This window comes from Caldimonas sp. KR1-144 (genome assembly GCF_049446155.1).
Lineage (GTDB): Bacteria > Pseudomonadota > Gammaproteobacteria > Burkholderiales > Burkholderiaceae_C > Rivibacter.
Map to the genome: position 1 here is coordinate 58,284 of NZ_JBMSEE010000001.1, position 26,881 is coordinate 85,164.

Annotated in this window: 22 protein-coding genes; 8 read left to right on the forward strand and 14 right to left on the reverse strand. The window is 69.4% G+C overall.

Going from position 1 to position 26,881, the window contains the following annotated elements:
* Window positions 1-13: 13 nt before the first annotated feature.
* Genes thrC through ACO2TI_RS00310 form a run of 3 tightly spaced genes read right to left on the reverse strand, consistent with a single transcriptional unit; the run spans window position 14 to window position 4,035 of the window.
* Window positions 14-1,426: a threonine synthase gene (gene thrC / locus ACO2TI_RS00300; RefSeq protein ID WP_423281405.1), complete on the reverse strand. Its 1,413-nt coding sequence runs from the start codon at window positions 1,424-1,426 to the stop codon at window positions 14-16.
* A gap of 7 nt (window positions 1,427-1,433) precedes the next feature.
* Window positions 1,434-2,750, reverse strand: a complete 1,317-nt coding sequence (locus ACO2TI_RS00305; RefSeq protein ID WP_423281406.1) for a homoserine dehydrogenase — start codon at window positions 2,748-2,750, stop codon at window positions 1,434-1,436.
* Between the two features lie 55 nt (window positions 2,751-2,805).
* Window positions 2,806-4,035 carry a pyridoxal phosphate-dependent aminotransferase gene (locus ACO2TI_RS00310; RefSeq protein WP_423281407.1) on the reverse strand — a complete coding sequence of 410 codons (1,230 nt, stop codon included), beginning with the start codon at window positions 4,033-4,035 and terminating at the stop codon, window positions 2,806-2,808.
* Between the two features lie 83 nt (window positions 4,036-4,118).
* On the opposite strand from ACO2TI_RS00310, the gene ACO2TI_RS00315 reads away from it, so the two are divergent.
* The 3 genes from ACO2TI_RS00315 to ACO2TI_RS00325 all read left to right on the forward strand — a co-directional run bounded on the left by ACO2TI_RS00315 (window position 4,119) and on the right by ACO2TI_RS00325 (window position 6,990).
* Window positions 4,119-4,493 (forward strand): Mth938-like domain-containing protein, encoded by a 375-nt coding sequence (locus tag ACO2TI_RS00315; RefSeq protein ID WP_423281408.1) that lies wholly within the window; start codon window positions 4,119-4,121, stop codon window positions 4,491-4,493.
* A gap of 119 nt (window positions 4,494-4,612) precedes the next feature.
* Window positions 4,613-5,104: a peroxiredoxin gene (locus ACO2TI_RS00320; RefSeq protein ID WP_423281409.1), complete on the forward strand. Its 492-nt coding sequence runs from the start codon at window positions 4,613-4,615 to the stop codon at window positions 5,102-5,104.
* A 224-nt stretch (window positions 5,105-5,328) separates the two neighbouring features.
* Window positions 5,329-6,990 (forward strand): PhoH family protein, encoded by a 1,662-nt coding sequence (locus tag ACO2TI_RS00325; RefSeq protein ID WP_423281410.1) that lies wholly within the window; start codon window positions 5,329-5,331, stop codon window positions 6,988-6,990.
* A gap of 70 nt (window positions 6,991-7,060) precedes the next feature.
* Here the strand turns inward: ACO2TI_RS00325 and ACO2TI_RS00330 are convergent, their stop codons facing one another.
* Window positions 7,061-8,065 carry a zinc metalloprotease gene (locus ACO2TI_RS00330; RefSeq protein WP_423281411.1) on the reverse strand — a complete coding sequence of 335 codons (1,005 nt, stop codon included), beginning with the start codon at window positions 8,063-8,065 and terminating at the stop codon, window positions 7,061-7,063.
* Between the two features lie 185 nt (window positions 8,066-8,250).
* Between ACO2TI_RS00330 and imuA the strand changes: the two genes are divergently transcribed.
* The 4 genes from imuA to ACO2TI_RS00350 all read left to right on the forward strand — a co-directional run bounded on the left by imuA (window position 8,251) and on the right by ACO2TI_RS00350 (window position 14,532).
* Window positions 8,251-8,994, forward strand: a complete 744-nt coding sequence (gene imuA / locus ACO2TI_RS00335; RefSeq protein WP_423281412.1) for a translesion DNA synthesis-associated protein ImuA — start codon at window positions 8,251-8,253, stop codon at window positions 8,992-8,994.
* Window positions 8,954-10,450: a Y-family DNA polymerase gene (locus tag ACO2TI_RS00340; protein ID WP_423281413.1), complete on the forward strand. Its 1,497-nt coding sequence runs from the start codon at window positions 8,954-8,956 to the stop codon at window positions 10,448-10,450. The genes imuA and ACO2TI_RS00340 overlap by 41 nt, the downstream gene beginning before the upstream one ends.
* 7 nt (window positions 10,451-10,457) lie before the next feature.
* The gene (locus ACO2TI_RS00345; protein ID WP_423281414.1) at window positions 10,458-13,655 is read left to right on the forward strand and encodes an error-prone DNA polymerase; all 3,198 of its coding nucleotides are present in this window, start codon (window positions 10,458-10,460) and stop codon (window positions 13,653-13,655) included.
* Window positions 13,656-13,803: 148 nt separating this feature from the next.
* Window positions 13,804-14,532, forward strand: a complete 729-nt coding sequence (locus ACO2TI_RS00350; RefSeq protein ID WP_423281415.1) for a hypothetical protein — start codon at window positions 13,804-13,806, stop codon at window positions 14,530-14,532.
* On the opposite strand, the gene dnaB is transcribed toward ACO2TI_RS00350, so the two are convergent.
* The 7 genes from dnaB to ppsA form a co-directional block, all read right to left on the reverse strand.
* Window positions 14,526-15,941, reverse strand: a complete 1,416-nt coding sequence (dnaB, locus tag ACO2TI_RS00355; RefSeq protein WP_423281416.1) for a replicative DNA helicase — start codon at window positions 15,939-15,941, stop codon at window positions 14,526-14,528. The genes ACO2TI_RS00350 and dnaB overlap by 7 nt on opposite strands.
* 148 nt (window positions 15,942-16,089) lie before the next feature.
* On the reverse strand, window positions 16,090-16,542 hold the full coding sequence (gene rplI / locus ACO2TI_RS00360) for a 50S ribosomal protein L9 (RefSeq protein WP_423281417.1): 453 nt from the start codon (window positions 16,540-16,542) through the stop codon (window positions 16,090-16,092).
* A gap of 12 nt (window positions 16,543-16,554) precedes the next feature.
* Window positions 16,555-16,845 (reverse strand): 30S ribosomal protein S18, encoded by a 291-nt coding sequence (gene rpsR, locus ACO2TI_RS00365; RefSeq protein ID WP_423281418.1) that lies wholly within the window; start codon window positions 16,843-16,845, stop codon window positions 16,555-16,557.
* A 27-nt stretch (window positions 16,846-16,872) separates the two neighbouring features.
* Window positions 16,873-17,163: a primosomal replication protein N gene (gene priB / locus ACO2TI_RS00370; protein ID WP_423281419.1), complete on the reverse strand. Its 291-nt coding sequence runs from the start codon at window positions 17,161-17,163 to the stop codon at window positions 16,873-16,875.
* 25 nt (window positions 17,164-17,188) lie between these two features.
* Complete coding sequence (gene rpsF, locus ACO2TI_RS00375) at window positions 17,189-17,554, reverse strand: 30S ribosomal protein S6 (protein WP_423281420.1); 366 nt, start codon at window positions 17,552-17,554, stop codon at window positions 17,189-17,191.
* 120 nt (window positions 17,555-17,674) lie between these two features.
* Window positions 17,675-19,768, reverse strand: coding sequence for a VC_2705 family sodium/solute symporter (locus ACO2TI_RS00380; RefSeq protein WP_423281421.1), 2,094 nt, complete (start codon window positions 19,766-19,768; stop codon window positions 17,675-17,677).
* Window positions 19,769-19,790: 22 nt separating this feature from the next.
* Window positions 19,791-22,184, reverse strand: coding sequence for a phosphoenolpyruvate synthase (gene ppsA, locus ACO2TI_RS00385; protein ID WP_423281422.1), 2,394 nt, complete (start codon window positions 22,182-22,184; stop codon window positions 19,791-19,793).
* A gap of 199 nt (window positions 22,185-22,383) precedes the next feature.
* Between ppsA and ppsR the strand changes: the two genes are divergently transcribed.
* Window positions 22,384-23,202: a posphoenolpyruvate synthetase regulatory kinase/phosphorylase PpsR gene (gene ppsR / locus ACO2TI_RS00390; RefSeq protein WP_423281423.1), complete on the forward strand. Its 819-nt coding sequence runs from the start codon at window positions 22,384-22,386 to the stop codon at window positions 23,200-23,202.
* On the opposite strand, the gene ACO2TI_RS00395 is transcribed toward ppsR, so the two are convergent.
* The 3 genes from ACO2TI_RS00395 to ACO2TI_RS00405 are packed head-to-tail and all read right to left on the reverse strand — an operon-like array spanning window position 23,196 to window position 26,856.
* Entirely contained in the window at window positions 23,196-24,452 is a 1,257-nt protein-coding gene (locus ACO2TI_RS00395; RefSeq protein ID WP_423281424.1) for an MFS transporter, read from the reverse strand. The two genes, ppsR and ACO2TI_RS00395, sit on opposite strands and share 7 nt — an antisense overlap.
* A complete protein-coding gene (gene rmuC, locus ACO2TI_RS00400; protein WP_423281425.1) occupies window positions 24,449-25,870 on the reverse strand; it encodes a DNA recombination protein RmuC in 1,422 nt (473 codons plus the stop codon). Before rmuC ends, ACO2TI_RS00395 begins: the two co-directional genes overlap by 4 nt.
* Window positions 25,867-26,856 (reverse strand): 2-hydroxyacid dehydrogenase, encoded by a 990-nt coding sequence (locus tag ACO2TI_RS00405; protein WP_423281426.1) that lies wholly within the window; start codon window positions 26,854-26,856, stop codon window positions 25,867-25,869. The genes rmuC and ACO2TI_RS00405 overlap by 4 nt, the downstream gene beginning before the upstream one ends.
* Window positions 26,857-26,881: the final 25 nt, after the last annotated feature.

Genomic DNA, 26,881 nt, shown 5'->3' on the forward strand with positions numbered 1-26,881 from the left:
GCGTGGGGGTACATCAGCGTGTATTTTGGGCGATGTATTGCTTCACCGCATCGACGGACACCGGCATGACCGTGAAGCGCTTGGGGCGGTTTTCGATGTCTTGCAGGCCTGCGGGCCGCGAAGGCTCGCGGCCCAGCGCCTCGACGATGGTGGCCGAGAACTTGGCCGGCAAGGCGGTCTCGAGCACGATCATCGGCTCGGGCCCGCGCAGCCCGGCGGCGACCTGCAGGCCGTCGGCGGTGTGCGGATCGACCACCACGCCGCTGGCCTGCGCGATCGTGCGGATCGTCTCCACTCGATCGGCGTGCGAGCTGCGCCCGGACACGAAGCCGAACTCGCGCACGCGGGCGTGCTCGGCGGCATCCAGCGTGAAGCCGCCGCGCGGCACATCGTCGCCGAACAGCTGCTTCGTGCGCTGCGCGTCGCGGCCCAGCAGATCGAACACGAAGCGCTCGAAGTTGCTCGCCTTGGAGATGTCCATCGACGGGCTCGAGGTCTCGTGCGTCTCGGCGCTGCCGCGCACGCGGTACCTGCCGGTGCGGAAGAACTCGTCGAGCACGTCGTTCTCGTTGGTCGCGACGACCAGGCGCTCGATCGGCAGGCCCATCATGCGCGCGACATGGCCGGCGCAGACGTTGCCGAAGTTGCCCGACGGCACGGTGAAGCTCACGCGCTGCTCGTTGGACGTGGTGGCCTGCAGCCAGCCGGCGAAGTAGTAGACGACCTGCGCCAGAAGCCGCGCCCAGTTGATCGAGTTGACCGTGCCGATGCGCTTGTCGCGCTTGAAGGCCAGGTCGGCGCTGACCGCCTTGACGATGTCCTGGCAGTCGTCGAACACGCCCTCGACCGCAAGGTTGTGGATGTTGGCGTCCTGCAGGCTGAACATCTGGGCCTGCTGGAACGGACTCATGCGGCCGTGGGGGCTCAGCATGAACACGCGGATGCCGCGCTTGCCGCGCATCGCGTACTCGGCCGCGCTGCCGGTGTCGCCCGAGGTGGCGCCCAGGATGTTGAGCGTCTCGCCGCGACGACCTAGCTCGTACTCGAACAGGTTGCCGAGCAGTTGCATCGCCATGTCCTTGAAGGCCAGCGTGGGGCCGTTGGACAGGGCCTCGAGGTAGAGGCCGCCGCGATCGCCGTCGAGCCTGGTCAGCGGCACGATATCGGGCGTGCCGAACACCTCGGCGGTGTAGGTGCGCGAGACGATCTCGCGCAGGTCGGCGGGCGGAATGTCGTCGATGTAGAGCGAGAGGATCTCGAACGCGAGCTCGGCGTAGGAAAGCCCGCGCCAGCGCGTCAGCGCGGCGTCGTCGATGCGCGGATAGCGCTCGGGCAGATAGAGGCCGCCGTCGGGCGCGAGGCCTTCGAGCAGGATGTCGCAAAAGCGCGGGCGGGCGGCATCGCCGCGGGTGCTCAGGTACTTCATCGCGGGATCAGGCGAGTTCTTCCTTGCGCAGCTTCACGATCGGCGCCAGCACGGTCGGCAGCGCCTGCATCTGCGCGATCGCAGCGTCCATCTCGCCTTCGAGCGTGTCGTGCGTGAGGATGATCAGGTCGGTCTGGTTCTCGTTGTCGCCCGACTCGCGCTGCAGCACCGCGTCGATCGAGATGCGGCGGTCGGCCAGGATGCGCGTGATGTTGGCCAGCACGCCGGCCTCGTCGGCCACGTGCAGGCGCAGGTAGAACGCGGTGACCGTCTGCGCGATCGGCAGCACCGGCGTCGCGGCCAGCGCATCGGGCTGGAAGGCCAGGTGCGGCACGCGGTGGTCGGGGTCGGCAGTGATCAGGCGGATCACGTCGACCAGGTCGGCGATCACCGCCGAGGCGGTGGGCTCGGCGCCCGCGCCCTTGCCGTAATACAGCGTCGAGCCGACCGCGTTGCCATTGACCAGCACCGCATTCATCGCACCCTCGACGTTGGCAATCAGGCGCGTGGAAGGCACCAGCGTCGGATGCACGCGCAGCTCGATGCCGCCGACGTCGTCGCGGCGCTTGGTGATGCCCAGCAGCTTGATGCGATAGCCCAGCTGCTCGGCATAGCGGATGTCGGCCGCCTGCAGCTTGGTGATGCCCTCGACATGCGCGCGCTCGAACTGCACCGGCGTGCCGAACGCGATCGCGCTCATGATGGTGGCCTTGTGCGCGGCGTCGACGCCTTCGATGTCGAAGCTCGGATCGGCCTCGGCGTAGCCCAGGCGCTGCGCCTCCTTGAGCACGACGTCGAAGTCCAGCCCCTTCGAGCGCATCTCGCTGAGGATGAAGTTCGTCGTGCCGTTGATGATGCCGGCGATCCATTCGATGCGGTTGGCCGACAGGCCCTCGCGCAGCGCCTTGATGATCGGCACGCCGCCGGCCACCGCAGCCTCGAAGCCGATCGCCACGCCGCGCTCGCGCGCGGCCTCGAAGATCTCGGTGCCGTGCACCGCCAGCAGGGCCTTGTTGGCCGTGACCACCGGCTTGCCGGCGGCGATGGCGGCCAGCACCAGCTCGCGCGCGCGCGTCGTGCCGCCCATCAGCTCGACGACGATGTCGATGTCCGGCCGGCGCACCAGGGAGTCGAAGTCGTCGGTGATCGCCACAGCTTCGCCCAGCGTGCGGCGGGCCTTGGCCGGATCGCGCGCGGCCACCGCGGTGACCTCGATGCCGCGGCCGGCGCGGCGCACGATCTCGGCATGGTTGCGTTCGAGCACCTGCACCACGCCGCTGGCGACGGTCCCGGCGCCCAGCAGCGCCAACTTGATCGGATTCATGGTCGGTCGAACCCGGCCGCAGCCGGGGCACAAGCTACGGAAAGTCGAGCGCGCCTCAGAGGCTGTGGCGGCGGCGGTAGTGGTCGAGGAAACGCGCAATGCGCCCGATCGCCTCGGCCAGGTCGTCGGCGTTGGGCAGGAACACGAGCCGGAAGTGGTCCGGCGTCGGCCAGTTGAAGCCGGTGCCCTGCACGATCAGCACCTTTTCCTCGGCCAGCAGCTCGTAGGCGAACTGCTGGTCGTCGGCGATCGGGTAGACCTTGGGGTCGAGCTTGGGGAACATGTAGAGCGCGGCCTTGGGCTTGACCACGCTCACGCCCGGGATCTGCGTGAGAAGGTTGTAGGCCACGTCGCGCTGGTGCGCCAGGCGCCCGCCCGGCGCGACCAGCTCCTTGATGCTCTGGTGGCCGCCCAGCGCGGTCTGGATCGCCAGCTGCCCCGGCGTGTTGGCGCACAGGCGCATCGAAGCCAGCATGTTCAGGCCCTCGATGTAGTCGCGCGCGCTGCGCTTGTCGCCCGAGACCACCATCCAGCCGGCGCGGTAGCCGCAGGAGCGGTAGTTCTTCGACAGGCCGTTGAAGGTGACGAACAGCAAGTCGTCGGCCAGCGAGGCGATGCTCGTGTGCTCGTTGCCGTCGTACAGCGTCTTGTCGTAGATCTCGTCGGCGAAGACGATCAGCTTGTTGACGCGCGCGAACTCCACCAGCTCGAGCAGGAACTCCTTCGGGTAGAGCGCGCCGGTCGGGTTGTTCGGGTTGATGACGACGATCGCGCGCGTGTTCGGCGTGACCTTGCGGCGCAGGTCGTCGAGGTCGGGCAGCCAGTCGCTTTGCTCGTCGCACAGGTAGTGCACGGGCGTACCGCCCGACAGCGAGACCGCCGCCGTCCACAGCGGGTAGTCAGGCGCCGGCACCAGCACCTCGTCGCCGGCATCGAGCAGCGCGTTCATGCTCATCGTGATGAGCTCGGAGGCACCGTTGCCGAGATAGACATCGTCGACCGCGACGCCGGCGATCTGCTTTTCCTGCGTGTAGTGCACCACCGCGCGGCGCGGGGCGAACAGGCCCTTGCTGTCGGTGTAGCCCGCGCTGGCCGGCAGGTTGCGGATCATGTCCTGGACGATCTCGTCGGGCGGATCGAAGCCGAACACGGCGAGGTTGCCGATGTTGAGCTTGATGATCTTCTGGCCCTCGTCCTCCATCTGCCGGGCCTTGTCCAGCACCGGTCCTCGAATGTCGTAGCAGACATTGGCCAGCTTGCTGGATTTGGCGATCGGCTTGCTCACACGCGCTCCTGTTCGCGGAAAATCGATATTTGAACACAGGGGTTTGCACTGAAATTCCTGCTCCGACGCCGACTCGCCCCGCGATGAAACTCCAGCCCGACCGATTCACCGCCGCCAACGTCATCGGCGGCTACACCGCCACGACGCTGAGCATCGGCGAACGCACCTGGCGCGAAAGCCTGGTGCTGCCCTGGCAGGGCGAGGTATTCGCCTGGAACGCCGCCGCCTTCGACGAGCTGAACGCCGGCCATTTCGAGCGCGTCGCCGCGCTGCGGCCGGAGCTCGTCATCTTCGGCAGCGGCGCGCGGCTGCGCTTTCCGCGCCCGGAATGGCTGCGCAGCCTGATCGAGCAAGGCGTCGGGCTCGAAACCATGGATACGGGTGCCGCCTGCCGCACCTACAACGTCCTGGTCGGCGAGGGCCGGTCGGTGGTCGCGGCGCTGCTGATCGGCGCTTGAGCGCAACCACCCGAAACACCGGGCCTCCTCTCAGTGAGGAAGGCATCGGGGTCATGCAAGGGCTTTATAATTCGAGGCTGGTCTCGCTCGAGGTCACAAACCTTCCTGCAGCATCCTTCATGACACCCGCTCTCAACAAACCCCTCCCGGAATTTGAAGCGTTGGCCACCGGTGGCGTGAAGTTCACGCCCCAGGCCTTCCTGGGTCACACGGTCGTGCTGTACTTCTATCCGAAGGACAACACGCCTGGCTGCACCACCGAAGCCATGCAGTTCCGCGACAAGCACAAGGAATTCCTCAAGGCTGGCGCGGTCGTCTTCGGCGTGTCGCGCGACAACATGGCTTCGCACGACAAGTTCAAGCAGAACCTCGAGCTGCCGTTCGAGCTGATCGCCGACACCGAGGAAAAGCTCTGCCACATGTTCGGCGTCGTGAAGAACAAGATCATGTACGGCAAGAAGGTCAAGGGCATCGAGCGCAGCACCTTCCTGATCGACCCGCACGGCGTGCTGGTCGCCGAATGGCGCGGCATCAAGGTCGCCGGCCACGTCGACGAGGTGCTCAAGGCCGTCAAGGGCCTGAAGAAGGCGCCGCAGCAGGCCGCGGCCTGAGGCCGCGGCGGGCGTCGGGCCTGCACCACATGCGTCATGGGTTCGTCACTGGCGGGCCCGCCGACGATGTGCATAATGGTCTGCATGCACGGGAGTGAATCCCTCTTCGCATCCGACAAGAAAGCCGCACAGGTGACTGTGCGGCTTTTTGCTTTTGCGCCTCCACGATGCCCCTGGAGCGCCTGAGCACGGCCGTTCCCCGAGCCCCCTGACCGAAGAAGTCCATGCCACTGCCGAAGCCCCCCACCAAGAAAGCCACCCTACTCAGCGACCGCGACTTCGAATCCCAGGCGGCCCCCAAACCGGGCAAACGCCTCGCCGCCCGATCCCAGCCCGCAGCCGACAGCGACAGTACGCCCACTGGCACGCTGGACCTCTACGACCCGCAGCCCGCGACCGCGCCCACCGCGCGTGCCCCGCTGCCCGTGCCGCCGGCCGCTCGCGCGGCCGCCGTCAAGGCGCCCGAGCCCAAGCCGCGCAAACCGCGCGCCAGCGGTCCGGCCAAACTGTTCGTGCTCGACACCAACGTGCTGATGCACGACCCGACGTCGCTGTTCCGCTTCGAGGAGCACGACATCTACCTGCCGATGATCACGCTCGAGGAGCTCGACGGCCACAAGAAGGGCATGAGCGAGGTCTCGCGCAACGTGCGCCAGGTCAGCCGTGAGCTCGACGCCCTGGCCGCCGACAGCGGCAAGCTCGATCCGCACGCCGGCATCCCGCTGGCCAAGACCGGCCACAAGGAAGCCGGCGGCAAGCTGTTCTTCCAGACCCAGCTGATCGACGCCAAGCTGCCCGCCGGGCTGCCGCAGGGCAAGGCCGACAACCAGATCCTGGGCGTCGTGCAAAGCCTGCGCGAACAGCATGCCGGCCGCGAAGTCGTGCTGGTGTCCAAGGACATCAACATGCGCATCAAGGCGCGTGCGCTGGGCCTGGCCGCCGAGGACTACTTCAACGACAAGACGCTCGAGGACGGCGACCTGCTCTACACCGGCGTGCTGCCGCTGCCTTCCGACTTCTGGGAGCGCCACGGCAAGACGATGGAGAGCTGGCAGCAAGGCGGCGCCACGTTCTACCGCATCGCCGGACCGCTGGTGCCGGCGCTGATGATCAACCAGTTCGTCTACCTCGAGACGCCGGGCGCCGCGCCGCTGTACGCCAAGGTCACCGAGATCACCGGCAAGACCGCGGTGCTCAAGACGCTGAAGGACTACTCCCACAACAAGAACGCCGTGTGGGGCGTGACCTCGCGCAACCGCGAGCAGAACTTCGCGCTCAACCTGCTGATGGACCCGGACTGCGACTTCATCACGCTGACCGGCACCGCCGGCACCGGCAAGACCCTGATGACGCTGGCCGCCGGCCTGTCGCAGGTGCTCGACGAGCGCCGCTACACCGAGATCATCGTCACCCGCGTGACGGTACCGGTGGGCGAGGACATCGGCTTCCTGCCCGGCACCGAGGAAGAAAAGATGGGCCCATGGATGGGCGCGCTCGACGACAACCTCGAGGTGCTCGCCCGCAACGACACCGGCGCCGGCGAATGGGGCCGCGCGGCGACCAACGACCTCGTGCGCAGCAAGATCAAGATCAAGAGCCTGAACTTCATGCGCGGGCGCACCTTCCTCAACAAGTACGTCATCATCGACGAGGCGCAGAACCTCACGCCCAAGCAGATGAAGACGCTGATCACGCGCGCCGGCCCGGGCACCAAGATCGTCTGTCTGGGCAACCTGGCGCAGATCGACACGCCCTACCTCACCGAAGGCTCGTCGGGCCTGACCTTCGCCGTGGACCGCTTCAAGGGCTGGCCGCACTCGGGCCACCTGATGCTCGCGCGCGGCGAACGCTCGCGGCTGGCGGACTACGCCTCCGAAGTGCTCTGACGCGCGCTTTAGGCATCTCCAACGAAAACGGCGCCCTCGGGCGCCGTTTCTCATGGCGATCGGCGTCGCCTCAGGGCGTGGCGCGGTACTGCAGGTGCAGCGAGTCCATGCGCGAGGCCTGCAGCGTCGAGAACTGGAACATGCAGGCGTCGTCGGTGTAGTCCATGAAGTTGGTGATCGGGTCCGGGCCTGGGTACTTCTTGCCGGCGCAGGAGTCGCGGCCGGTCGGGCAGCCGAAGGCCGCGGACTTCTCGGCCGCCGTGTCGCTCACCTGGTCGTTGTTGGCCGAGCAGCCGCCCTGGAAGGTGTGGTACAGGCCCAGCCAGTGGCCGACCTCGTGCGTCGCGGTGTCGCCCAGGTTGTAGGGCGCTGCCGTGCCGCCGGGCAGCGACGAGAACAGCACCACGACGCCGTCGTCCTTGGGGTCGCGCGCGTAGTCCTGCGGGAAGGTCGCCCAGCCCAGCAGGCCCTGGCCGATGTTGGCCGAGTAGATGTTCAGCGTGCCCGGGCCGCCCACGCGCAGCGCGTTCTTGGCCTGCGTCTCGGCGCTGGAACCCGGCGTCATCGTGTACCAGGTGGCGTTGGTGGTGCGGGTCACGCCGGCCAGCACGAAGCGAAACGGCGAGCCGTTGTAGGCCGCGTTGAGGACGCTGATCTGCTGGTCGATCTGGTTTTGCGGCACGTCGCCGTTGGCGATGCCGCTGCCCTTGTTGATCACGTGCACGTAGACCGGCACGTTGACCGAACCGGCCGCTCGCGCGAAGCCCAGCACGTCGAGGCCGCGTGCCTTGCGAAAGTTGTCGTGCTCGGCCTTGTGCAGGCGCTGCTCGGCGTCGGTGACGTGGCGGGTCGAGCAGCGCGCGCCACTGTCGATGAAGGCCTTCTTGTTGGGATAGGTCTTGCCCTGGAAGTGGAAGGCCGGGCCGTGGTCGTCGTCGGTCTCGCCGATCTGGGCCTTCAGTTCGGCCTGGGCGCGGTCGTCGTCGGTGTCCTTGTCGGAGGCCGCGAACGCCGGCGGCAGCGCGGCGAGCAGCAAGGCGAGTGCGCCGGCTGGCGCGGCAATGGCAAAGCGCATGGAAACGTCCCTTCCTCATGGGCCGCGCGGGTCGGCGGCTGGGGCGAGTCTTGTCCGCGGGCGGCACGGCGCCAAGCCGCTAGAAAAAGGGATGGCGCGCCCACTGCGCTTGCGGCAGACAGCCCAACACCTGTGTTTATATACAGTATCATTCCTGCCCCCCGCTTCGATGTTCCCGCGGCCCCATGCCCTCCTTTGCTTCGCTCGCACGCGCCTTCGCCGGCGCCGGCCTGCCGCTGTGGCATGCCGACCGCCTGGCCGAGGTGGACACCCCGGTCGCGGCCACCGGCTTTGCCGCACTCGATGCCGAGCTGCCCGGAGGCGGCTGGCCGCTGGCCGGGCTGACCGAGTTGCTCAGCCCCGCGCCGGGTGGCGGCGAGCTGCCCTTGCTGGCGCCGGCACTGCGCGCCGGCACGCAACCGCTGCTGTGCATCGCGCCGCCCTGGCGGCCCTATGGCCCCGCCTGGCGTGCGCTCGGCCTGGCGCTGGAGCGGCTGGTCTGGGTCGATGCCGAGCCCGGTCGCGATGCGAGCTGGGCCGCCGAGCAGGCGCTGCGCTCACGCGCCTGCGGCTGGGTGCTGCTGTGGTGGCACGACGCGGCGCCGCTGCGGCCCGAGACGCTGCGCCGGCTGCACCTGGGAGCGCTCGAATCCGGCTGCCCCCTGCTGTTGCTGCGTCCGCAAAGCGCCCGCGAACGCGCATCGCCAGCGCCGCTGCGCCTGGCGCTGGCGCCCGAGGCGCCCGGGCAGCTGCGCGTCGAGGTGTTCAAGCGGCGCGGCCCTCCGCAGGCGCAGGCCCTGCGGCTCGCGCTGCCGCTGCCACGTCATGCGAGGCTGCGCCCGCGCAGCGCCATGCCTGTCATCGCAAGGGATGCCCGGGAGAACGCCGGTGTTGTGGGTCTCGGTCTGGCTGCCGCAGCTGCCGCTTGAGGCCTTGCCCTGGCTGCCGAAGGCGCTCGCCGATGCGATGCCCGGGCGCTGCGTCGTGGTCGAGCGCCGCGTGCTCGCCGCCGACGAGGCGGCCCAGGCGAAAGGCGTGCAGGCCGGCATGGGCGCTGCCGTCGCCGCCGCGCTCGCACCCGAGGTGCTGCAGCTGCCGCGCGACGCGGCGCGCGAGGCCGCGTTCGTCGAAGCGCTGACGCTGTCGCTGTCGGCGCTGACGCCCCATCTGCTGCCCGAGTCCGACGGCGTGCTGCTCGAAGTACAGGCCTCGCTGCGCCTGTTCGGCGGCGTGCGGCGCCTGCTGCGGCGGGCGCAGCGTCTCGTGCATGCGCAAGGCGCCAGCGCGGTGATCGGCGTGGCGCCCACCGCCACCGCTGCCCACTTGCTGGCGCGCGCGCCGCAGCGCCGGCGCCGCGCGCTGCGCGCCGACAGCACGGCGCGCCGGCTCGACCTCCTGCCCACACCGCTGGTGCTGAACCTGCTGGGCCAGCCTGCAGCCCTGGCCGAGCTGTTCGAAGGTATCGGCGCGCGCCGGCTCGATGCGGTGCGAGCGCTGCCGCGCGCCGGCCTGCAACGCCGCGGTGCCCGCGCCCTGCTCGACGCGCTCGATCGCGCCTACGGGGAATCGCCCGACGCGCGCCGCTGGTTCGAGCCGCCGCCTCGCTTCGCGCTCGCGCTGGAGTTGATGCAACGCGCCGACGACGCCGCCACGCTCGCGCAGGCCGCCGAGCGCCTGCTGCTGCCGCTGGCCGGCTGGCTCTCGCGGCATTGGCTGGCCGCCCGGCGTTTCACGCTGCAGATGCAGCACGAACACGGTCGGCGCGCGCGCCCGGACAGCACGTTGTCGATCGAGCTCGGCCAGCCTTCGCGCGACGCCGCCCAGCTGCTCGTCTTGTTGCGCGAACGACTGGCGCGCCACACGCTGGCCGCGCCGGTCTACGCCTTGCGGCTGGTGCTCGACGAGGCGCAGCCGCTGGCCGGCATCGAAGGTCATTTGCTGCTCGACGACCGGCCCGCGGCCGGCGACCTGCCGACCCTGCTCGACCGGCTGCGCGCGCGGCTCGGCAACGAGCGCGTGAGCCGGTTCGCGCTGCGCGCCGACCATCGCCCCGAGCACGCCGACGCGGTGCTGCCCGCCGCCGCCGCCCTGCCGCCGTCGCCTGCCCTCGCGATCACGCCGCCGCGGCCGCTGTGGCTGCTGCGCGAGCCGCTGCCGCTTCCGGCCGGGCACGGCGACCAGCCGCTGTACGACGGCGCGCCGCTGGCGCTGTGCTCGCGGCCCGAGCGCATCGAGTCGGGCTGGTTCGACGGCGCGCCGGTGCGGCGCGACTACCACGTCGCCGCCAGCGCCGACCACCGGCTGTGCTGGATCTTTCGCGAACATCGCCGCGAACCCGCGCCGGCCGGCGGTTGCGGCTGGTTCCTCCATGGCTGGTTCGGATGAGAAGGCGATGTCTTCCCCCGCCTTGCCCGATTACGCCGAGCTGCACTGCCGCTCGAACTTCAGCTTCCTGACCGGTGCCTCGCATCCCGGCGAGCTGGTCGAGCGCGCCGCGCAGCTCGGCTACGCGGCGATCGCGCTCACCGACGAGTGCTCGTTCGCCGGCGTCGTGCGCGCGCATGAGCAAGCGCGCGAGCTCCACGCGGCGGCGCGCAAGAAGAACCCCGAAGCGCCAGCGCCGATCAAGCTCGTCGTCGGCAGCGAGTTCACGCTCGAAGGCAGCGCCGGCGTACCCGGCTGCCGCCTCGTGCTGCTGGCGATGAACCGCGAGGGCTATGCGCAGATCGGCGGCCTGATCACGCTTGGGCGCCGGCGCAGCGCCAAGGGCAGCTACCGGCTCGTCGTCGACGATCTCGACGCGGCGCTGGCCGGCGAAGGCCACCCGGCCGGCCTGCCCGACTGCCACGCCCTGCTGGCCCCCTGCCGCGAGGACGACGACTCCACCCGGCTCGCGCAGGCGCGCTGGCTGGCATCGCGCTTCGGCGCGCGCGCCTCGATCGCGATCGAGCTCTTGCTGTGGGCCGACGACGCCGAGCATGCCGAGCGCCTGCAGACCCTGAGCGCGGCCAGCGGCGTGCCGCTCGCCGCGGCCGGCGACGTGCTGATGCACTCGCGCTCGCGCAAGGGCTTGCAGGACACGCTGACCGCGATCCGCCTCAAGCAGCCGCTGGCCGACTGCGGCTTCGCGCTCGCGCCCAACGGCGAGCAGCACCTGCGCACGCGGCTGGCGCTGGCACGCCTGTACCGACCGCAGTGGATGGCGCGCAGCGTCGAGATCGCCGCGCAGTGCGACTTCACGCTCGACGAGCTGCGCTACGAGTACCCGGCCGAGATCGTGCCTGCGGGGCGCACGCCGAGCTCGCACCTGCGCGCGCTGGTGGCGCAAGGGCTGGCGCATCGCTATCCGCAGGGCGCGCCCGAGAGCGTGCGCGTGCAGATCGACGGCGAGCTCACGCTGATCGAGGAGCTGCGCTACGAGGCCTTCTTCCTCACCGTGTACGACGTCGTGCGCTTCGCGCGCAGCGAAGCCATCCTGTGCCAGGGCCGCGGCTCGGCGGCGAACTCGGCGGTCTGCTACGCGCTGGGCATCACCGAGGTCGACCCCTCGCAGAGCACGCTGCTGTTCGAGCGCTTCCTCAGCCGCGAGCGCAACGAGCCGCCCGACATCGACGTCGACTTCGAGCACGAACGGCGCGAGGAGGTGATCCAGTACATCTACCGCAAGTACGGCCGCCACCGCACCGCGCTGGCCGCGGCGCTGTCCACCTACCGCGTGCGCGGCGCGCTGCGCGACGTCGGCAAGGCGCTGGGGCTGGACGAGGAGCGCGTCGCACGGCTGGCCAAGAGCCACCAGTGGTTCGACGCGCGCCACCAGATCGCCGACCGACTCGCCGAGGCCGGACTCGATCCGCATTCGCGCGTCACGCGCCAGTGGCTCGCGCTGACCTCGGCCCTGGTCGGCTTCCCGCGCCACCTCTCGCAGCACGTCGGCGGCTTCGTGATCGCGCGCGACGAGCTTTCGCGCATGGTGCCGATCGAGAACGCCGCAATGCCCGACCGCTGCGTGATCCAGTGGGACAAGGACGACCTCGAGTCGCTGGGCCTGCTCAAGGTCGACGTGCTGGCCCTGGGCATGCTCAGCGTGCTGCGGCGCTCGCTGCACCTGATGAGCACCTGGCGCGGCGGGCAGTGGCGCCTGCAGGACATCCCGCGCGAGGACGCCGCCACCTACGCGATGATCCGCAAGGCCGACACCGCCGGCGTGTTCCAGATCGAAAGCCGCGCTCAGCAAAGCATGCTGCCGCGGCTCAAGCCCGAACGCTTCTACGATCTCGTGGTGCAGGTCGCGATCGTGCGGCCGGGACCGATCAAGGGCGGCATGGTCCACCCCTACCTGAAGCAGCGCGACCGCGTGGCACGCAAGCAGCCCTTCGAGCTGCCCAACCCGAATCTCGCGCCGGCGCTGCAGCGCACGCTGGGCGTGCCGATCTTCCAAGAGCAGGTGATGCAGATCTGCGTCATCGCCGCCGGCTTCACGCCCGGCGAGGCCGACGGCCTGCGCCGCGCGATGGCCGCCTGGCGCCGCAAGGGCGACGTCGAGAAGTACGAGCGGCGCATCATCGAAGGCATGGTCGCGCGCCGCTACGACCGCGCCTTCGCCGAGCGCATCTTCGAGCAGATCAAGGGCTTCGGCGACTACGGCTTCCCGGAAAGCCACGCCTACAGCTTCGCGCTGCTCGCCTACCTGAGCGCGTGGATCAAGTGCCACGAGCCGGCGATCTTTCTCTGCGCATTGTTGAACTCGCAGCCGATGGGCTTTTACTCGCCGTCGCAGCTGGTGCAAGACGCCAGGCGCCACGGCGTCGAGGTGCGGCCGGTCGACGTGCGCTACAGCGACTGGGACTGCTCGCTCGAGTCGATCGGCGAGGCGGCCGCCCAGCCGGCGGTGCGGTTGGGCCTGCGCCTGGTGCAAGGCCTCTCGCAGGCCCGCATGGCGCGCCTCGCGCCAGGCCCGCTGCCCGCGCCCTGGCAAGACGTCGACGATTTCGCGCGGCGCACGCGCCTGGACGCCGACGAGTTGCGTGCGCTGGCGCGCGCCGACGCCCTGCTCGGCCTCGCCGGCCACCGTCGCCAGCAGCTGTGGGCCGCCACGGGTCAGGCGCGCCTGCATGGACTGTTGTCCGACGCGTCGCTGCCCGAGGCGGCGCTCGCGCTGCCCGATGCACCCGAAGGCGAGTCGATCCTGCTCGACTACCGCGCCACCGGCCTCACGCTGCGCCGCCATCCGCTGGCCCTGCTGCGTCCGCGCCTGGCGGCACGGCGCATCCGCAGCGCGCACGAACTGGCCGCCGCACCCGACGGCGCCCTCGTCTGGGCCTGCGGCATCGTCGTGATGCGCCAGCAGCCCGAGACCGCCAACGGCACGATCTTCGTGACGCTGGAAGACGAGACCGGCTCGGTCAACGTGATCGTCTGGAAACGCGTGCGCGACATCCAGCGCCAGCCCTTGCTGGCCGCGCGGCTGATGGCCGTGGCCGGCCAGTGGCAGCGCACGCCGGAAGGCGTGATGCACCTGATCGCGCGACGCATCGTCGACGTGACGCCCTGGCTCGGGCCGCTGGCGACCCGCTCGCGCGACTTCCATTGAGCCCCGCGCGGCGCGTGACGGATGCCGCGCGGCCCCGCTGCCGCAGCACCGCACCGTCCAAGGTTCAAGACGCCTGCCCATCTGGTGCAAGCCAGCCGGCGCCGCGCCTCTCAGCATCGCGCACTCGCAACATCAGGAGTTACGCGACATGAGGAAGTTCATCAGTCGGCTGTTCTCGGCGGCCGCCGTCGCCAACATCGCGCTGGCCGTGTTGCTGGTCACGATCACCAGCCTGGGCATCGCATCGGTGCAGCGACAGTTCCACAACTCCGTGAAGAACGATTTCTCCGCGGCGGCTCTGCTGGCCAAGATCCGCCTGCACGGCGAGCGCATGCGTCGCTACGAGAAGGAGTTCTTCATCTACCTGGCCAACCCGGTCAAGCGCGACGGCTACGCGCGCGAGCACGCCGACGCCTACAAGAAGCTGCTCGACGACCTCGACACGGCGCTGATGCCCAGCTCGCGCGCCTTCACGGACAAGGAACGCGAGCAGCTCATGCTCTGGAAGGATGCCGCGATCTTCTACGTTGCCGAGTTCAACCGGCTGGTGGCAGACGCGCGAGGCCTGCCTGCCGAACCCGCCAACCCCGCGTCGCTGGTCGTTCAGTACAACGAACGCATCAAGGCGGGCAAGGACCGCTTCGCCTCGCTGCTGACCGGCGCCGGCGAGATGCGCCTCGACAAGGAGCGCCGCTCCCAGGAAGCTGCCCAGGCCATCGAGCAGACGTTCAACCGTCTGTTCTGGCTGGTGATGGGCCTCGTCGGCATTGGCGGCGTCGCGGTGCAACTGCTGCTGGACCATCGCCGCCGCAACACCATGCAGCCGCAAGCCGCGGTGCTCCCGAGCCGGGCGCGCGCGGTGCCCGCGGCTCAGTAATCCGGCCCGCTGTCGTAGCTGCCCGGCGCGAGGTTGTCGAACTTGGTCAGCGGCTTAAGGAACGTGAGCTTCACGGTGCCGACCGGGCCGTTACGCTGCTTGCCGATGATGATCTCCGCGACGCCGGGCTCCTTGGAGTCCTTGTTGTAGTACTCGTCGCGGTAGATGAACATGATGACGTCGGCGTCCTGCTCGATCGCGCCCGACTCGCGCAGGTCGCTCATCATCGGGCGCTTGTCGGTGCGCGTCTCGACCGAGCGGTTGAGCTGAGACAGCGCGATCACCGGACACTGCAGTTCCTTGGCCAGCGCCTTCAGGCCACGCGAGATCTCGCCCAGCACGGTGGCGCGGTTCTCCTCGTTGCTCGACGAGCCGCTCATCAGCTGCAGGTAGTCGATCACGATCAAGCCCAGCCGGCCGCACTGGCGCGCCTGGCGACGCGCGCGCGCGCGCAACTCGGCCGGGTTCAGGCCCGGGGTCTCGTCGATGAAGAGGCTCACGTCCTTCATCTTCTCGACCGCCTCCGACAAGCGGCCCCACTCGTCGTCCTGCAAGCGCCCGGTGCGCAGGTTCTGCTGGTTGATGCGCCCGAGTGAGCCCACCATCCGCAGCGCGAGCTGCGAGGCGCCCATTTCCATCGAGAACACGACCGCCGGCAGGCCCTCGTTGACCGACACGTTCTCGGCGATGTTCAGCGCGAACGCCGTCTTGCCCATCGACGGCCGCGCCGCCAGCACGATCAGGTCGCCCGGCTGCAGGCCGGCGGTCATGCGGTCGAGCTCGTAGAACCCGGTGCGCACGCCGGTCACCTCCTCGGCGCCGTTCTCGTGCAGCTCGGTGACGCGATCGAGCAGGTCGACCACGAGCTTGTCCATGCTCTGGAAGCCCTGCTTGGTGCGCGAGCCCTCCTCGCCGATCTTGAAGATCTTGCCTTCGGCCTCGTCGAGGATGGTGGCGACCGGGCGGCCTTGCGGGTTGAAGGCGTTGGTCGCGATCTCGTCGCTGGCGGCCACCAGCTTGCGCAGGATGGCGCGCTCGCGAACGATCTCGGCGTAGCGGCGCAGGTTGGCGGCGCTCGGCACGCTCTGGGCCAGCGCATTGAGGTAGGCAAGCCCGCCGATCTCGTCGGCCTTGCCGAGCGACTGCAGCTGCTCGTGCACCGTGATCACGTCGGCAGGCTTGCTCTGGTTGATCAGCGCGCCGATCGCCGCATAGATGAGCTTGTGCTCGTAGCGGTAGAAATCGGTCTCGTTGAGCAGGTCGCCGGCGCGGTCCCACGCGCTGTTGTCGATCAGGAGGCCGCCGAGCACGCTTTGCTCGGCTTCGATCGAATGCGGGGGGATGCGCAGCCGGGCGACCTCGTCGTCGCGCGGCGCCGGCTCGTTGCCGGTGGACAGGATGGCGGCCATCGGAGGATATTAGCCGCGGGCTCACCCGGGGCTGTGAACAAGCCTGTGGAAATGCGGTGAAGCGCGCGTGAATACGCGTGGACAAGCTCCGCGGCAAATGAAAAGGGCCGGCATGGCCGGCCCTTTCAGCAAGACGCGGTGCGCTGCGTCAGTCGGTCTCGCCGACCACGGCCACCGTCACCGCGACCACCACATCGGTGTGCAGCGCGACGCTGACCGGGTGCTCGCCGACGACCTTCAGCGGGCCGTTGGGCAGGCGCACCTGCGACTTCACGACCTCGAAGCCTTGCGACTTGAGCGCTTCGGCGATGTCGGCGTTGGTCACCGAGCCGAACAGGCGGCCGTCGACGCCGGCCTTCTGCGTGATGCTGACGGTCTTGCCGTCGAGCTTCTCGCCCTGAGCCTGCGAGGCGGCGAGCTTGTCGGCTGCCGCCTTCTCGAGCTCGGCGCGCTTGGCTTCGAACGCGGCGATCGCCGATTCGGTGGCGCGACGCGCGGCGCCGGTCGGGATCAGGAAGTTGCGGGCGTAGCCGTCCTTGACCTTGACGACTTCACCGAGGTTGCCGAGGTTGGCGACCTTTTCGAGCAGGATCACTTGCATGTCGGTGCTCCTTTAGACCTTGTGCTGATCGCTGTACGGCAGCAGGGCCAGGAAGCGAGCGCGCTTGATGCAGGTGGACAGCTGGCGCTGGTAGATCGCGCGGGTGCCGGTCAGGCGCGCCGGGGTGATCTTGCCGTTCTCGCCGATGAAGTCACGCAGGGTGTCGACGTCCTTGTAGTCGATCTCTTCGACGCCGGCGACCGTGAAGCGGCAGAAGCGCTTGCGACGGAACAGCAGCGATTGCGTGTTGCGCTTGGTCTTGCGGTCCTTGCCGAAACGACCCTTACCACGCGGAGGTGCCATGTGAATCTCCTGAAACTTGAATCCGAATCAAAGCTGGGGCTGGTACTCGGTGATGTGCAGCACGACGCTCTTGCCGCGAAACAGCGGGCCCAGGAAGCCGGCCACCGTGGCGGTGTCACCCACCGCCCAGCGGCCCAGCGGCCCGGCCACCGTCCCGATGCCCACCGCGCGCATCTCGAAAGACACCTTGCGGGGGACGCCTGCTTCGCTGACCTCGGACTCGTGGAGGAGCTTGAGGTCTTGCACCGGCAGGCCGGCGGGCGTGTAGCGCAGCGCCTGGCGTTCGACGAGTTGCGCCGTGAGGACGACGCGGTTCATGCGAACACCGGGGCCATCACGAAACTCAGGCCGCGCTCTCCGTTTGCTGCGACTTGCGCGCTTCCTCGCGCTCGACCGACTTCATCATGATCGACGGCGCGGTCTCGGCCTTGGTCTTCTGGACCGTCAGGTGGCGCAGGACAGCGTCGTTGAACTTGAAGCCCGTTTCGAGCTCGGCCAGCGTTTCCTTGCTGCACTCGATGTTGAGGCACAGGTAATGGGCCTTCGCGAGCTTCTGGATCATGTAGGCCAGCTGGCGGCGGCCCCAGTCCTCGATGCGGTGCACCTTGCCGCCGGCGGCGGTGACAGCACCCTTGTAGCGCTCCAGCATGGCCGGAACCTGCTCGCTTTGATCCGGGTGGATCAGCAGAACGATTTCATAGTGACGCATTGATGCTCCTTGTGGATTTCCATCCTCGGCCACCTTGCCGGCGGTTTCTGGATGGGTAAGCCGCCCCGAAGCGTCAATTCACCGGGTGCGGCAAGGGGAAAAGCCCAAGATTGTAGCAGTTCAGTGCGCCGCGCCCGGCAGTCCCCGCAGGCGCTCGGCGAGGCCGGCCTCCTCGCCCTGCGGCGCGCGGCCCACGAGGCTCACCGCCACCAGCACCGCAAAGCCGACCGGCACGCCGAACACGCCGGCGGCGATCGGATCGATGTCCCACCAGAGGCTGCCGCCGAAGGGCGTCAGCCCGAGCCGCTCGCGCAGCGCCGGCGTGTTGAGGGCCATGTAGCCGGCCGTCGCCGCCAAGCCGGCCAGCATGCCGCAGGTGGCGCCGGCGCGCGTCGCGCGGCGCCAGTAGATGCCGGCGACCAGCGCCGGAAAGAAGGCAGAGGCGGCCAGCGAGAACGCGGCAGCGACGAACTGGAGGATGTCGGCGACGCGCAGCGCCGCCACCGCGGCCGCCGCCAGCGCCACCACGAGCAACAGCATCTTGCTCATCATCACCCGCCGCACCGGCGCCGCCTGCGGATTGACAATGCCGTGGTAGAGGTCGTGCGACATCGCGTTCGAGATGGTCAGCAAAAGGCCGTCGGCGGTCGACAGCGCGGCCGCCAGGCCGCCGGCGGCGACCAGCGCGGTGATCACGTGCGGCAAGCCGCCGATCTCCGGCGCGGCCAGCACGATGACATCGCCGCCCAGCCACAGCTCGGCCAGCTGCAGCAGGCCGTCGCCGTTGACGTCCTCCACCCGCACGAGGCTGGGGTCGGCCTTGGCCCATGCACGCAACCAGGTCGGCAGCTGGTCGATCGGCATGCCGACCAGCTGGCTGAAGACTTCCCACTTGACCATCACCGCCAGCGCCGGCGCGCAGACGTACAGCAGGCCGATGAAGAGCAGCGCCCAGCCCACCGAGCTGCGCGCCTCGGCCACCGTCGGCGTCGTGTAACAGCGCGTCAGCACGTGGGGCATCGCCGCGGTGCCGACCATCAGGCAGAACACCAGCGCAAGGAAGTTGCGCCGCGAACGCTCGAACGCGGCGCGCTCGGCGCCGCTGCCCTGGGGGCCGCCGGCCGCGAACGGCAGTGACTGGGGCGCCAGCCCGGCCAGCGGCACCGCATGGGCGCGCGCCAGGTCGCGCTCGCGCTGGTAGCTCGCTCGCGCCTGCGCCTCGTCCTTCGGACGGCGCGCGAACTGGCGCTCGGCCTCCTGGATGCGTGCCAGCGGCGCCTCGGTTTCGCGCAGTGCGTCGATGCGCGCGGCCATGCGCCTGGCGTCGAGGGCCATAGCGACAGGCACGTCGTCGAGCTTGCGTTGCGCGTCGCGCGCCCGCTCGTGAAGCTGCTCGATCACCTCGCGCTCGCGCGCATCGGCCAGGAGCTCGCGCTCGCGCTGCTCGACCTGCGCCAGCTGCTGCCCATACGCCAGCATCGGCACGGGGTGGCCCACCTGCTTGACCGACAGCCACACCACCGGCACCAGGTAGGCCAGGATCAGCAGGATGTACTGCGCGACCTGGGTCCAGGTCACGGCGCGCATGCCGCCCAGGAAGGAGCACATCAGCACGCCGCCCAGGCCGACCAGGATGCCGAGCTCGAAGGTGAAGCCGGTGAGGTGCGAGGTGACCAGGCCGACCCCGTAGATCTGCGCGACCACATAGACGAAGGACACGCCGATCGCCGCCAACGCACCGATGAGCCGCGGCATCACGCCGCCGTAGCGGGCGGCGAGGAAGTCGGGGATCGTGTAGGCCCCCAGGCGACGAAGGTGCGGCGCCAGCAGCATCGCCACCAGGCAGAAGCCGCCGGTCCAGCCGAGGATGAACGCCAGACCGGCGAAGCCCTTCAGGTAGAGGATGCCGGCCGTGCCGATGAAGGACGCGGCGGACATCCAGTCGGCCGCGGTCGCCATGCCGTTGTAGAAGGCCGGCACGCGACGCCCGGCGACGTAGTACTCGACTTCGTCGACCGTGCGGCTCGCGAAGCCGATGCTCGCGAACACGAGCACCACCGCGGCCAGCAGGATGCCGCCGATCCATCCGCGCGACAGGCCGGCGCGCTCGGCGAGGCCGAGCGCGAGCACCAGCAGCACCAGCCCCAGCGTGTACAGCGCGTAGCGCCGATGCAGCTGCCTGGAAGTCAGGCGGCCGGTGCTCGCGTCGCGCATCACCGGGCGTGCGACCTCGGCATCAGCGCGCGGCCAGACGCTGCCACGTGTCGATCACCGTGTCGGGGTTCAGCGAGATCGACACGATGCCCTCCGCAGCCAGCCAGTCGGCAAAGTCGGGATGGTCGCTGGGGCCCTGGCCGCAGATGCCGATGTACTTGCCCTGCGCCCGGCACGCCGCGATCGCACGCGAGATCAGCGCCTTGACGGCCGGGTCGCGCTCGTCGAAGTCGGCTGCCAGCAGCTCGAGACCGGAATCGCGGTCCAGGCCCAGCGTGAGCTGGGTCAGGTCGTTCGAGCCGATCGACATGCCGTCGAAGTGCTCGAGGTACTGCTCGGCCAGGATCGCGTTGCTCGGGATCTCGCACATCATGATGAGCTTGAGGCCGTTGTCGCCGCGCCTGAGGCCGTGCTGCGCCAGCAGGCCGTTGACGCGCTGCGCCTGGCCCAGCGTGCGCACGAAAGGCACCATGATCTCGACGTTGGTCAGGCCCATCTCGTTGCGCACACGCTTGAGGGCCTCGCACTCCATCGCGAAAGCCTCGCCGAACTCCGCGCTGATGTAGCGCGAGGCGCCGCGGAAACCCAGCATCGGGTTCTCTTCCTCGGGCTCGTAGCGGCTGCCGCCGATCAGCTTCTTGTACTCGTTGGACTTGAAGTCCGACAGGCGCACGATCACCGGCTTGGGCCAGAACGCCGCGGCAATGGTGGCCACACCTTCGGTCAGCTTGTCGACGTAGAACGCGCGCGGGCTGGCGTGGCCTCGCGCGACCGATTCGACCGCCTTCTTGAGGTCCGCATCGACGTTCGGGTAGTCGAGGATGGCCTTGGGGTGGACGCCGATGTTGTTGTTGATGATGAACTCGAGCCGCGCGAGGCCGACGCCGGCATTGGGCATCTGCGCGAAGTCGAACGCCAGCTGCGGATTGCCGACGTTCATCATGATCTTCACCGGGCTGGGCGGCAGCTCGCCGCGCTGCACCTCGGTGACCTCGGTCTCGAGCAGGCCGTCGTAGATGTAGCCGGTGTCGCCCTCGGAGCAGGCCACCGTGACCAGCGCGCCGTCCTTGAGCACCTCGGTCGCGTCGCCGCAGCCCACCACGGCCGGGATGCCCAGTTCGCGCGCGATGATGGCTGCGTGGCAGGTGCGCCCGCCGCGGTTGGTGACGATGGCGCTGGCGCGCTTCATCACCGGCTCCCAGTTCGGGTCGGTCATGTCGGTGACCAGCACGTCGCCCGGCTGCACGCGATCCATCTCGGCGATGCTGTGCACCAGCCGCACCGGGCCGGTGCCGATCTTCTGGCCGATCGCGCGACCCTCGGCCAGCACGGTGCCCGTTTCCTTGAGCTTGTAGCGCTGCTCGGCCTTGCCTTCGGCCTGGCTCTTCACCGTCTCGGGACGCGCCTGCAGGATGTAGAGCCGGCCGTCGCCGCCGTCCTTGCCCCACTCGATGTCCATCGGGCGGCCGTAGTGCTTCTCGATGATCAGCGCGTACCGGGCCAGCTCGGTGACGTCGGCATCGGTGAGCGAGTAGCGATTGCGCTGCTCGGTCGGCACGTCGACAGTCTTGACCAGCTTGCCGCTGGCGGCCTTCTCCTCGGCCGAGGAGAACACCATCTTGATCAGCTTGCTGCCGAGGTTGCGGCGGATCACCGCCTGCTTGCCCGACTGCAGCGCCGGCTTGTGGACGTAGTACTCGTCGGGGTTCACCGCGCCTTGCACGACCGTCTCGCCGAGGCCGTAGCTCGAGGTGATGAAGACCACGTCCTTGAAGCCGCTCTCGGTGTCGATCGTGAACATCACGCCGGCGGCGCCCAAGTCGGAGCGCACCATGCGCTGCACACCGGCCGACAGCGCGACGTCGGCATGCGCGAAGCCCTTGTGCACGCGGTAGCTGATCGCACGGTCGTTGTAGAGCGAGGCGAAGACCTCGCGCATCTTGGCCAGCACGTCGTCGATGCCGACCACGTTGAGAAAGGTCTCCTGCTGGCCGGCGAACGAGGCATCCGGAAGGTCTTCGGCGGTGGCCGACGAGCGCACCGCGAACGAGGCCTCGGCATTGCCCTCGGTCAGCCTGGCGAATGCGTCGCGGATCGCCTTTTCCAGCGCAGCCGGAAACGGCGCGTGTTCGATCCAGCCGCGGATCTCGGCGCCGGCCTCGGCCAGCGCGCGAACATCTTCGGTGTCGAGCGCGGCCAGGCGCGCATTGATCTTCTCGGTCAGGCCGCCGTGCTTCAGGAACTCGCGAAACGCATGCGCGGTGGTGGCAAAGCCGGTGGGCACGCGCACGCCGGTGGCGGCCAGCTGGCTGATCATCTCGCCAAGGCTGGCGTTCTTGCCGCCGACCGATTCGACATCGGTCATCCGCAATTGCTCGAACGGTACGACCAGGGCGGTCGCGTCGACGTTGGACATGGGAAAGCTCCTAAGTGAAGAAACCTGGCGTCACGAGCCGTTTGCAGGGGCCGCCCGAGGCGCGCGGGGGTTCTTGTTCGGAGCCTTCGCCGTCGAAGGCCGTGTTGTCCGCGCGCCGGGGACTTGCACTCGCGACAATTGGCTGAGATTGTACGGGCCAGCCCCAGGCCGACCGCCCTCGACGAACCCCTTCGAAACCATGCCCAACCGCACCGTCTTCTTCGTCTCCGACGGCACCGGCATCACCGCCGAAACCTTCGGCAACTCGATCCTGGCGCAGTTTCCCGGCAAGCCTCGCCACGTCCGCAAGCCCTTCATCGACACGCCCGACAAGGCACACCAGGTCGTGCGCGAGGTCAACGAGACCGCAGAGCGCGAGGGCAAGCGCCCGATCGTCTTCATCACCCTGGTCGACCCGGACGTGCGCGACATCATCCAGTCGGCCCACGCGATGGTGATGGACATGTTCCGCACCTTCGTCGAGCCGCTGGAGATCGAGTTCGGCATCAAGTCCAACCACCGCGTCGGGCGCTTCTCGGACGTCTCCAAGAGCAGCGAGTACAGCGACCGCATCGCGGCGATCAACTTCTCGCTCGAGCACGACGACGGCCAGTCGTCGAAGAACCTCGACAGCGCCGAGGTCGTGCTGGTCGGCGTGAGCCGTTCCGGCAAGACGCCGACCTCGCTGTACCTGGCGATGCAGCACGGCATCAAGGCCGCGAACTACCCGCTGATCCCGGAGGACTTCGAGCGCGGCGCCCTGCCCTCGCCGCTCAAGCAGCACAAGAAGAAGTGCTTCGGCCTGACGATCGCGCCCGAGCGCCTGGCCGAGATCCGGCACGAGCGGCGGCCCAACAGCAAGTACGCGTCGATCGAGAACTGCCGCTACGAGGTCGCCGCGGCCGAGCAGATGATGCGCCGCGAGGGCATCGCGTGGCTCAGCTCCACCACCAAGTCGATCGAGGAGATCGCGACGACCATCCTGCGCGACATCCGTCCCGACCGACTCATCTACTGAGCGCCCCCACGCTCGCTGCCCCCCGAGGGTGCTGGCCGGCCTTGGGGCGGCCCGGCGGCCGGCCGACTCAGCTGCCGAGCCGCGGCGGCCCCGGCGCCGACCAGGGCGCCCATTGCCCAGAACAGCGCGCCGGCGCCCACCACACCACCCACCGCGCCGAAGCCCAGCGGCATCACCGCACTGCTGGCGTTGATGGCCATCGAGCGCAACGCGATCGCTTCGCCCTGACGCTCGTGCGGCGTGATCTGGTGCAGCGTGGACATGATCATCGGTTGTACCGCGCCGAGCGCGACGCCGAGCACGATGGCGCAGGCCGACATCGCCGGCGCCGTGTGCGCGAACGGATAGACCGCGAACACGGTGGCCGTGACCAGCATCGCGCCGCTCAGCACCTGGCCCTCGCGCAAGCGATGCGCCAGCCACGGGATCACGATCCGCACGCCGGCCACCGAGGCCGCGAACACGCCGAGCACGGCGCCGATCGCCGAGGCGCTCAGGCCGCGCTCGTGGCCGAGCAGCGGCACCGCGAAGGTGTGGACGTCCCAGCTGGTCGAGATGAGCCAGTTCACGAGCAGCAGGCGCCGCATCCCGGGTGCGCCGAGCAGGTCGAAGGCGGCGCGACGCCTTTGCGCCTGCACGCCGACCGGCGGCGCCTCGCGCGGCACGCGCCGCGCCCACCAGCCCGCGGCCAGCGGCAGCAGCGACAGCACGCCGAAGGCGAGCGCGAAGCCGCCGGCATCGATCAGCAGGCCGGCGAGCACGGGCCCGACGACATTGCTCAGCGCCGGTGCGAGGCCGAGCCAGCTGAACACCTGCTTGAGCGCCGTCGGGTCGGGCGCGAGCCGTCCGGCGGTGCGCTGGATCGCGATCAGACCGAGGTTCGCGCCCGCGCCGGCGAGCACCGCGCCTGCGGCGAGCAGCACGAGGCGAAGCAGCGGCGGCCACGGTGCGAGCGACCACGCGCCGAGCGCCGCCAGCGCGACCCCGGCGGTCGAGAAGCTCACCGCGCGGCGCACCGGTCGGTGGTAGCCGTGGCGATCGACCATGCGCCCGGCCGCCAGCGCTCCGACGATCGGTGCCACTGCGAACAGTGCCAGCAGCAAGCCGGCCACCCACGGCGAGAGGCCCTCGCGCAAGGCCCACAGTGGCGCTGCCATGCGCGCGCCGGCCATCGCGGAGTGCAGGCAGATCTGGCCGCCGATCAGCGGCAGCAGCGCGCGTGCGAGCGACGCGCCGGCAACGGAACTCACGGCGCCGGCACGTCCTCGTCGGAGGCCGCGGCATCGAGCGGCAGCAGCGACTGGGCGCGCGCTTCGTCGAGCGCCTCGACCGACTTCAGCTTGCGCTGCATGACGTTGGTGCGCGTCTGCGCGGCGTCGATGGTGTTGCTGGCCTCTTCGAGCTTCTTCTTGGTCTTGGCCAGCACGTCGCCGAACTTGCCGAACTCGAGCTTGACCGCGCCGAGCACGTCCCACACTTCGGCCGATCGCTTTTCCAGCGCCAGCGTGCGAAAGCCCATCTGCAGGCTGGTCAGCGTGGCCAGCAGCGTGGTCGGCCCGGCCAGAGTGACGCGGTGCTCGCGCTGCAGCGCCTCCACCAGCCCGGGGCGGCGCAGCGCCTCGGCATACAGGCCCTCGGTCGGCACGAAGAGGATCGCGAACTCGGTGGTGTGCGGGCTGGCGATGTACTTCTCGCGGATCGTGCGCGCTTCCAGGCGCAGGCGCTGCTCGATCGCCTTGGCCGCGGCCTCGGCGGCCACGGCGTCGGCGCGCTCTTGCGCGTCGAGCAGGCGCTCGTAGTCCTCGCGTGGGAACTTGGCATCGATCGGCAGCCACAGGGGCTTGGCGTCGCTGTCGGCGCCGCGACCGGGGAACTTGATCGCGAACTCGACGCGCGCGCCGGTGCCCGGCACCGTCTCGACGTTGATGCCGTACTGCTCGGGCGTGAACACCTGCTCGATCAAACCGGCGAGCTGCACCTCGCCGAACACGCCGCGCGTCTTCACGTTGGTCAGCACGCGGTTGAGCGAGCCGACATCGCGTGCGAGGTTCTGCATCTCGCCCAGGCCGCGGTGTACCTGCTCGAGCCGCTCGGCGACCTGCTTGAAGCTTTCGCCCAGGCGCTGCTCCAGCGTCGCGTGCAGCTTTTCATCGACCGTCTGCCGCATCTGCTCGAGCTTCTTCTCGTTGTCGGCCGACAGCGCCATGAGGCGCTGCTCGACCGTGACGCGCACCTCGGCGAGCCGCCGCTCATTGGCGTCGGAGAGGTTTCGCAATTGCTCGGCCAGCGCGTCGCCGAAGCGCTTGAGCGCGCCGTCTTGCGCCTCGCGCGCGGCGATCGCGCCTTGCGTCAGCGTGCCGGTCGCGGCGCGCAGCGTGTCGGTCAGCGCCTGCTGCGTCGCCGCGAGCTGGGTGCGAAAGGAATCGATCTGCTCGTTTTGCGTGCGTGCGACGTCGCCGCTTTGCGTCAGCAGCGTCTGCTGGAACACGCCCAGCGTCGCAGCAAGCTCCTGGCGCGTCGAGCGCGCACTGTCTTGCACCTCGGTGCGCAGCTCGCGGCCCAGACGATCGTCGTCGCTGCGATCGGCACGGCGCAGCGCCACCCAAAGCAGCACGACCAGGTTCAGCGCCAGCAGTGCCGTCGCGACAAAGGGGAACCAGTCACTCATCGGGCGAGCACCTGCGGATTGACCGGCGTTGGCGGCCGACCTGCGTTCGGGCCGTGGCCGAGCGCCGCGATCAGGTTGTCCACCGCCAGGCTTGCCATGGCGCGGCGCGTCGCGATCGAGGCGCTGGCGATGTGCGGCGTCAGCACGACGTTGGGCACCTCGAGCAGGCCCGGGTGCACCTTGGGCTCGCCCTCGAAGACGTCGAGCCCGGCGGCAGCAATGGTGCGGTTCTTCAGCGCGATGGCCAGCGCCGCGTCATCGACCACGCCGCCGCGCGCGATGTTGGTGAGCGTCGCGCTGGGCTTCATCTGCGCCAGCTCGGCCGCGCCGATCGCGTGGTGGGAGGCCGGCGAATACGGCACGACCAGCACCAGGTGGTCGGACTCGCCAAGCAGCGTCGCCTTGTCGACATAACGCGCGCCGAGGTCCGCCTCGATCTCGGGCGCCAGGCGCGAACGGTTGTGATAGACGAGCTTCATGCCGAAGCCCTTGACGCCGCGCCGCGCGATCGCCTGGCCGATGCGGCCCATGCCCAGGATGCCGAGCGTCGCGCCGTGCACGTCGGGGCCGACGAACTGGTCGTAGCTCCACTTCGTCCACTCGCCGCGGCGCAGGTAGTGCTCCGATTCGGCAATGCGGCGCGCGGTGGCCATCATCAGCGCGAAGCCGAAGTCGGCCGTCGTTTCGGTCAGCACGTCGGGCGTGTTGGTGACGATCACGCCGCGCGCGGTGCAGGCCGCGACGTCGATGTTGTTGAAGCCGACCGCCATGTTGCACACGGCCTGGAGCTGCGGGTTGGCGTCGAGCACCTCGGCGTCGATGCGCTCGCTGCCGGTGATGAAGGCGCCGCGCTTGCCCGCCAGCCGCGCGATCAGCTCGGGCTTGGCTAGGATGCGGTCCTCGGGGTTGTCGTCGACCTCGAAGTGCGCGTGCAGGCGGTCGACGATGTCGGGAAAGGCGGCGCGTGCCACCAGCACCTTGTCCATGAACTTGCTCCCTACGACAGCAAAG

Coding starts and splice junctions, on each gene's coding strand:
- thrC (WP_423281405.1), bottom strand. CDS start 1,426: ATGAAGTACCTGAGCACCCGCGGCGATGCCGCCCGCCCGCGCTTTTGC.
- ACO2TI_RS00305 (WP_423281406.1), bottom strand. CDS start 2,750: ATGAATCCGATCAAGTTGGCGCTGCTGGGCGCCGGGACCGTCGCCAGC.
- ACO2TI_RS00315 (WP_423281408.1), top strand. CDS start 4,119: ATGAAACTCCAGCCCGACCGATTCACCGCCGCCAACGTCATCGGCGGC.
- ACO2TI_RS00320 (WP_423281409.1), top strand. CDS start 4,613: ATGACACCCGCTCTCAACAAACCCCTCCCGGAATTTGAAGCGTTGGCC.
- ACO2TI_RS00325 (WP_423281410.1), top strand. CDS start 5,329: ATGCCACTGCCGAAGCCCCCCACCAAGAAAGCCACCCTACTCAGCGAC.
- ACO2TI_RS00330 (WP_423281411.1), bottom strand. CDS start 8,065: ATGCGCTTTGCCATTGCCGCGCCAGCCGGCGCACTCGCCTTGCTGCTC.
- imuA (WP_423281412.1), top strand. CDS start 8,251: ATGCCCTCCTTTGCTTCGCTCGCACGCGCCTTCGCCGGCGCCGGCCTG.
- ACO2TI_RS00345 (WP_423281414.1), top strand. CDS start 10,458: ATGTCTTCCCCCGCCTTGCCCGATTACGCCGAGCTGCACTGCCGCTCG.
- ACO2TI_RS00350 (WP_423281415.1), top strand. CDS start 13,804: ATGAGGAAGTTCATCAGTCGGCTGTTCTCGGCGGCCGCCGTCGCCAAC.
- dnaB (WP_423281416.1), bottom strand. CDS start 15,941: ATGGCCGCCATCCTGTCCACCGGCAACGAGCCGGCGCCGCGCGACGAC.
- rplI (WP_423281417.1), bottom strand. CDS start 16,542: ATGCAAGTGATCCTGCTCGAAAAGGTCGCCAACCTCGGCAACCTCGGT.
- rpsR (WP_423281418.1), bottom strand. CDS start 16,845: ATGGCACCTCCGCGTGGTAAGGGTCGTTTCGGCAAGGACCGCAAGACC.
- priB (WP_423281419.1), bottom strand. CDS start 17,163: ATGAACCGCGTCGTCCTCACGGCGCAACTCGTCGAACGCCAGGCGCTG.
- rpsF (WP_423281420.1), bottom strand. CDS start 17,554: ATGCGTCACTATGAAATCGTTCTGCTGATCCACCCGGATCAAAGCGAG.
- ACO2TI_RS00380 (WP_423281421.1), bottom strand. CDS start 19,768: ATGCGCGACGCGAGCACCGGCCGCCTGACTTCCAGGCAGCTGCATCGG.
- ppsA (WP_423281422.1), bottom strand. CDS start 22,184: ATGTCCAACGTCGACGCGACCGCCCTGGTCGTACCGTTCGAGCAATTG.
- ppsR (WP_423281423.1), top strand. CDS start 22,384: ATGCCCAACCGCACCGTCTTCTTCGTCTCCGACGGCACCGGCATCACC.
- rmuC (WP_423281425.1), bottom strand. CDS start 25,870: ATGAGTGACTGGTTCCCCTTTGTCGCGACGGCACTGCTGGCGCTGAAC.
- ACO2TI_RS00405 (WP_423281426.1), bottom strand. CDS start 26,856: ATGGACAAGGTGCTGGTGGCACGCGCCGCCTTTCCCGACATCGTCGAC.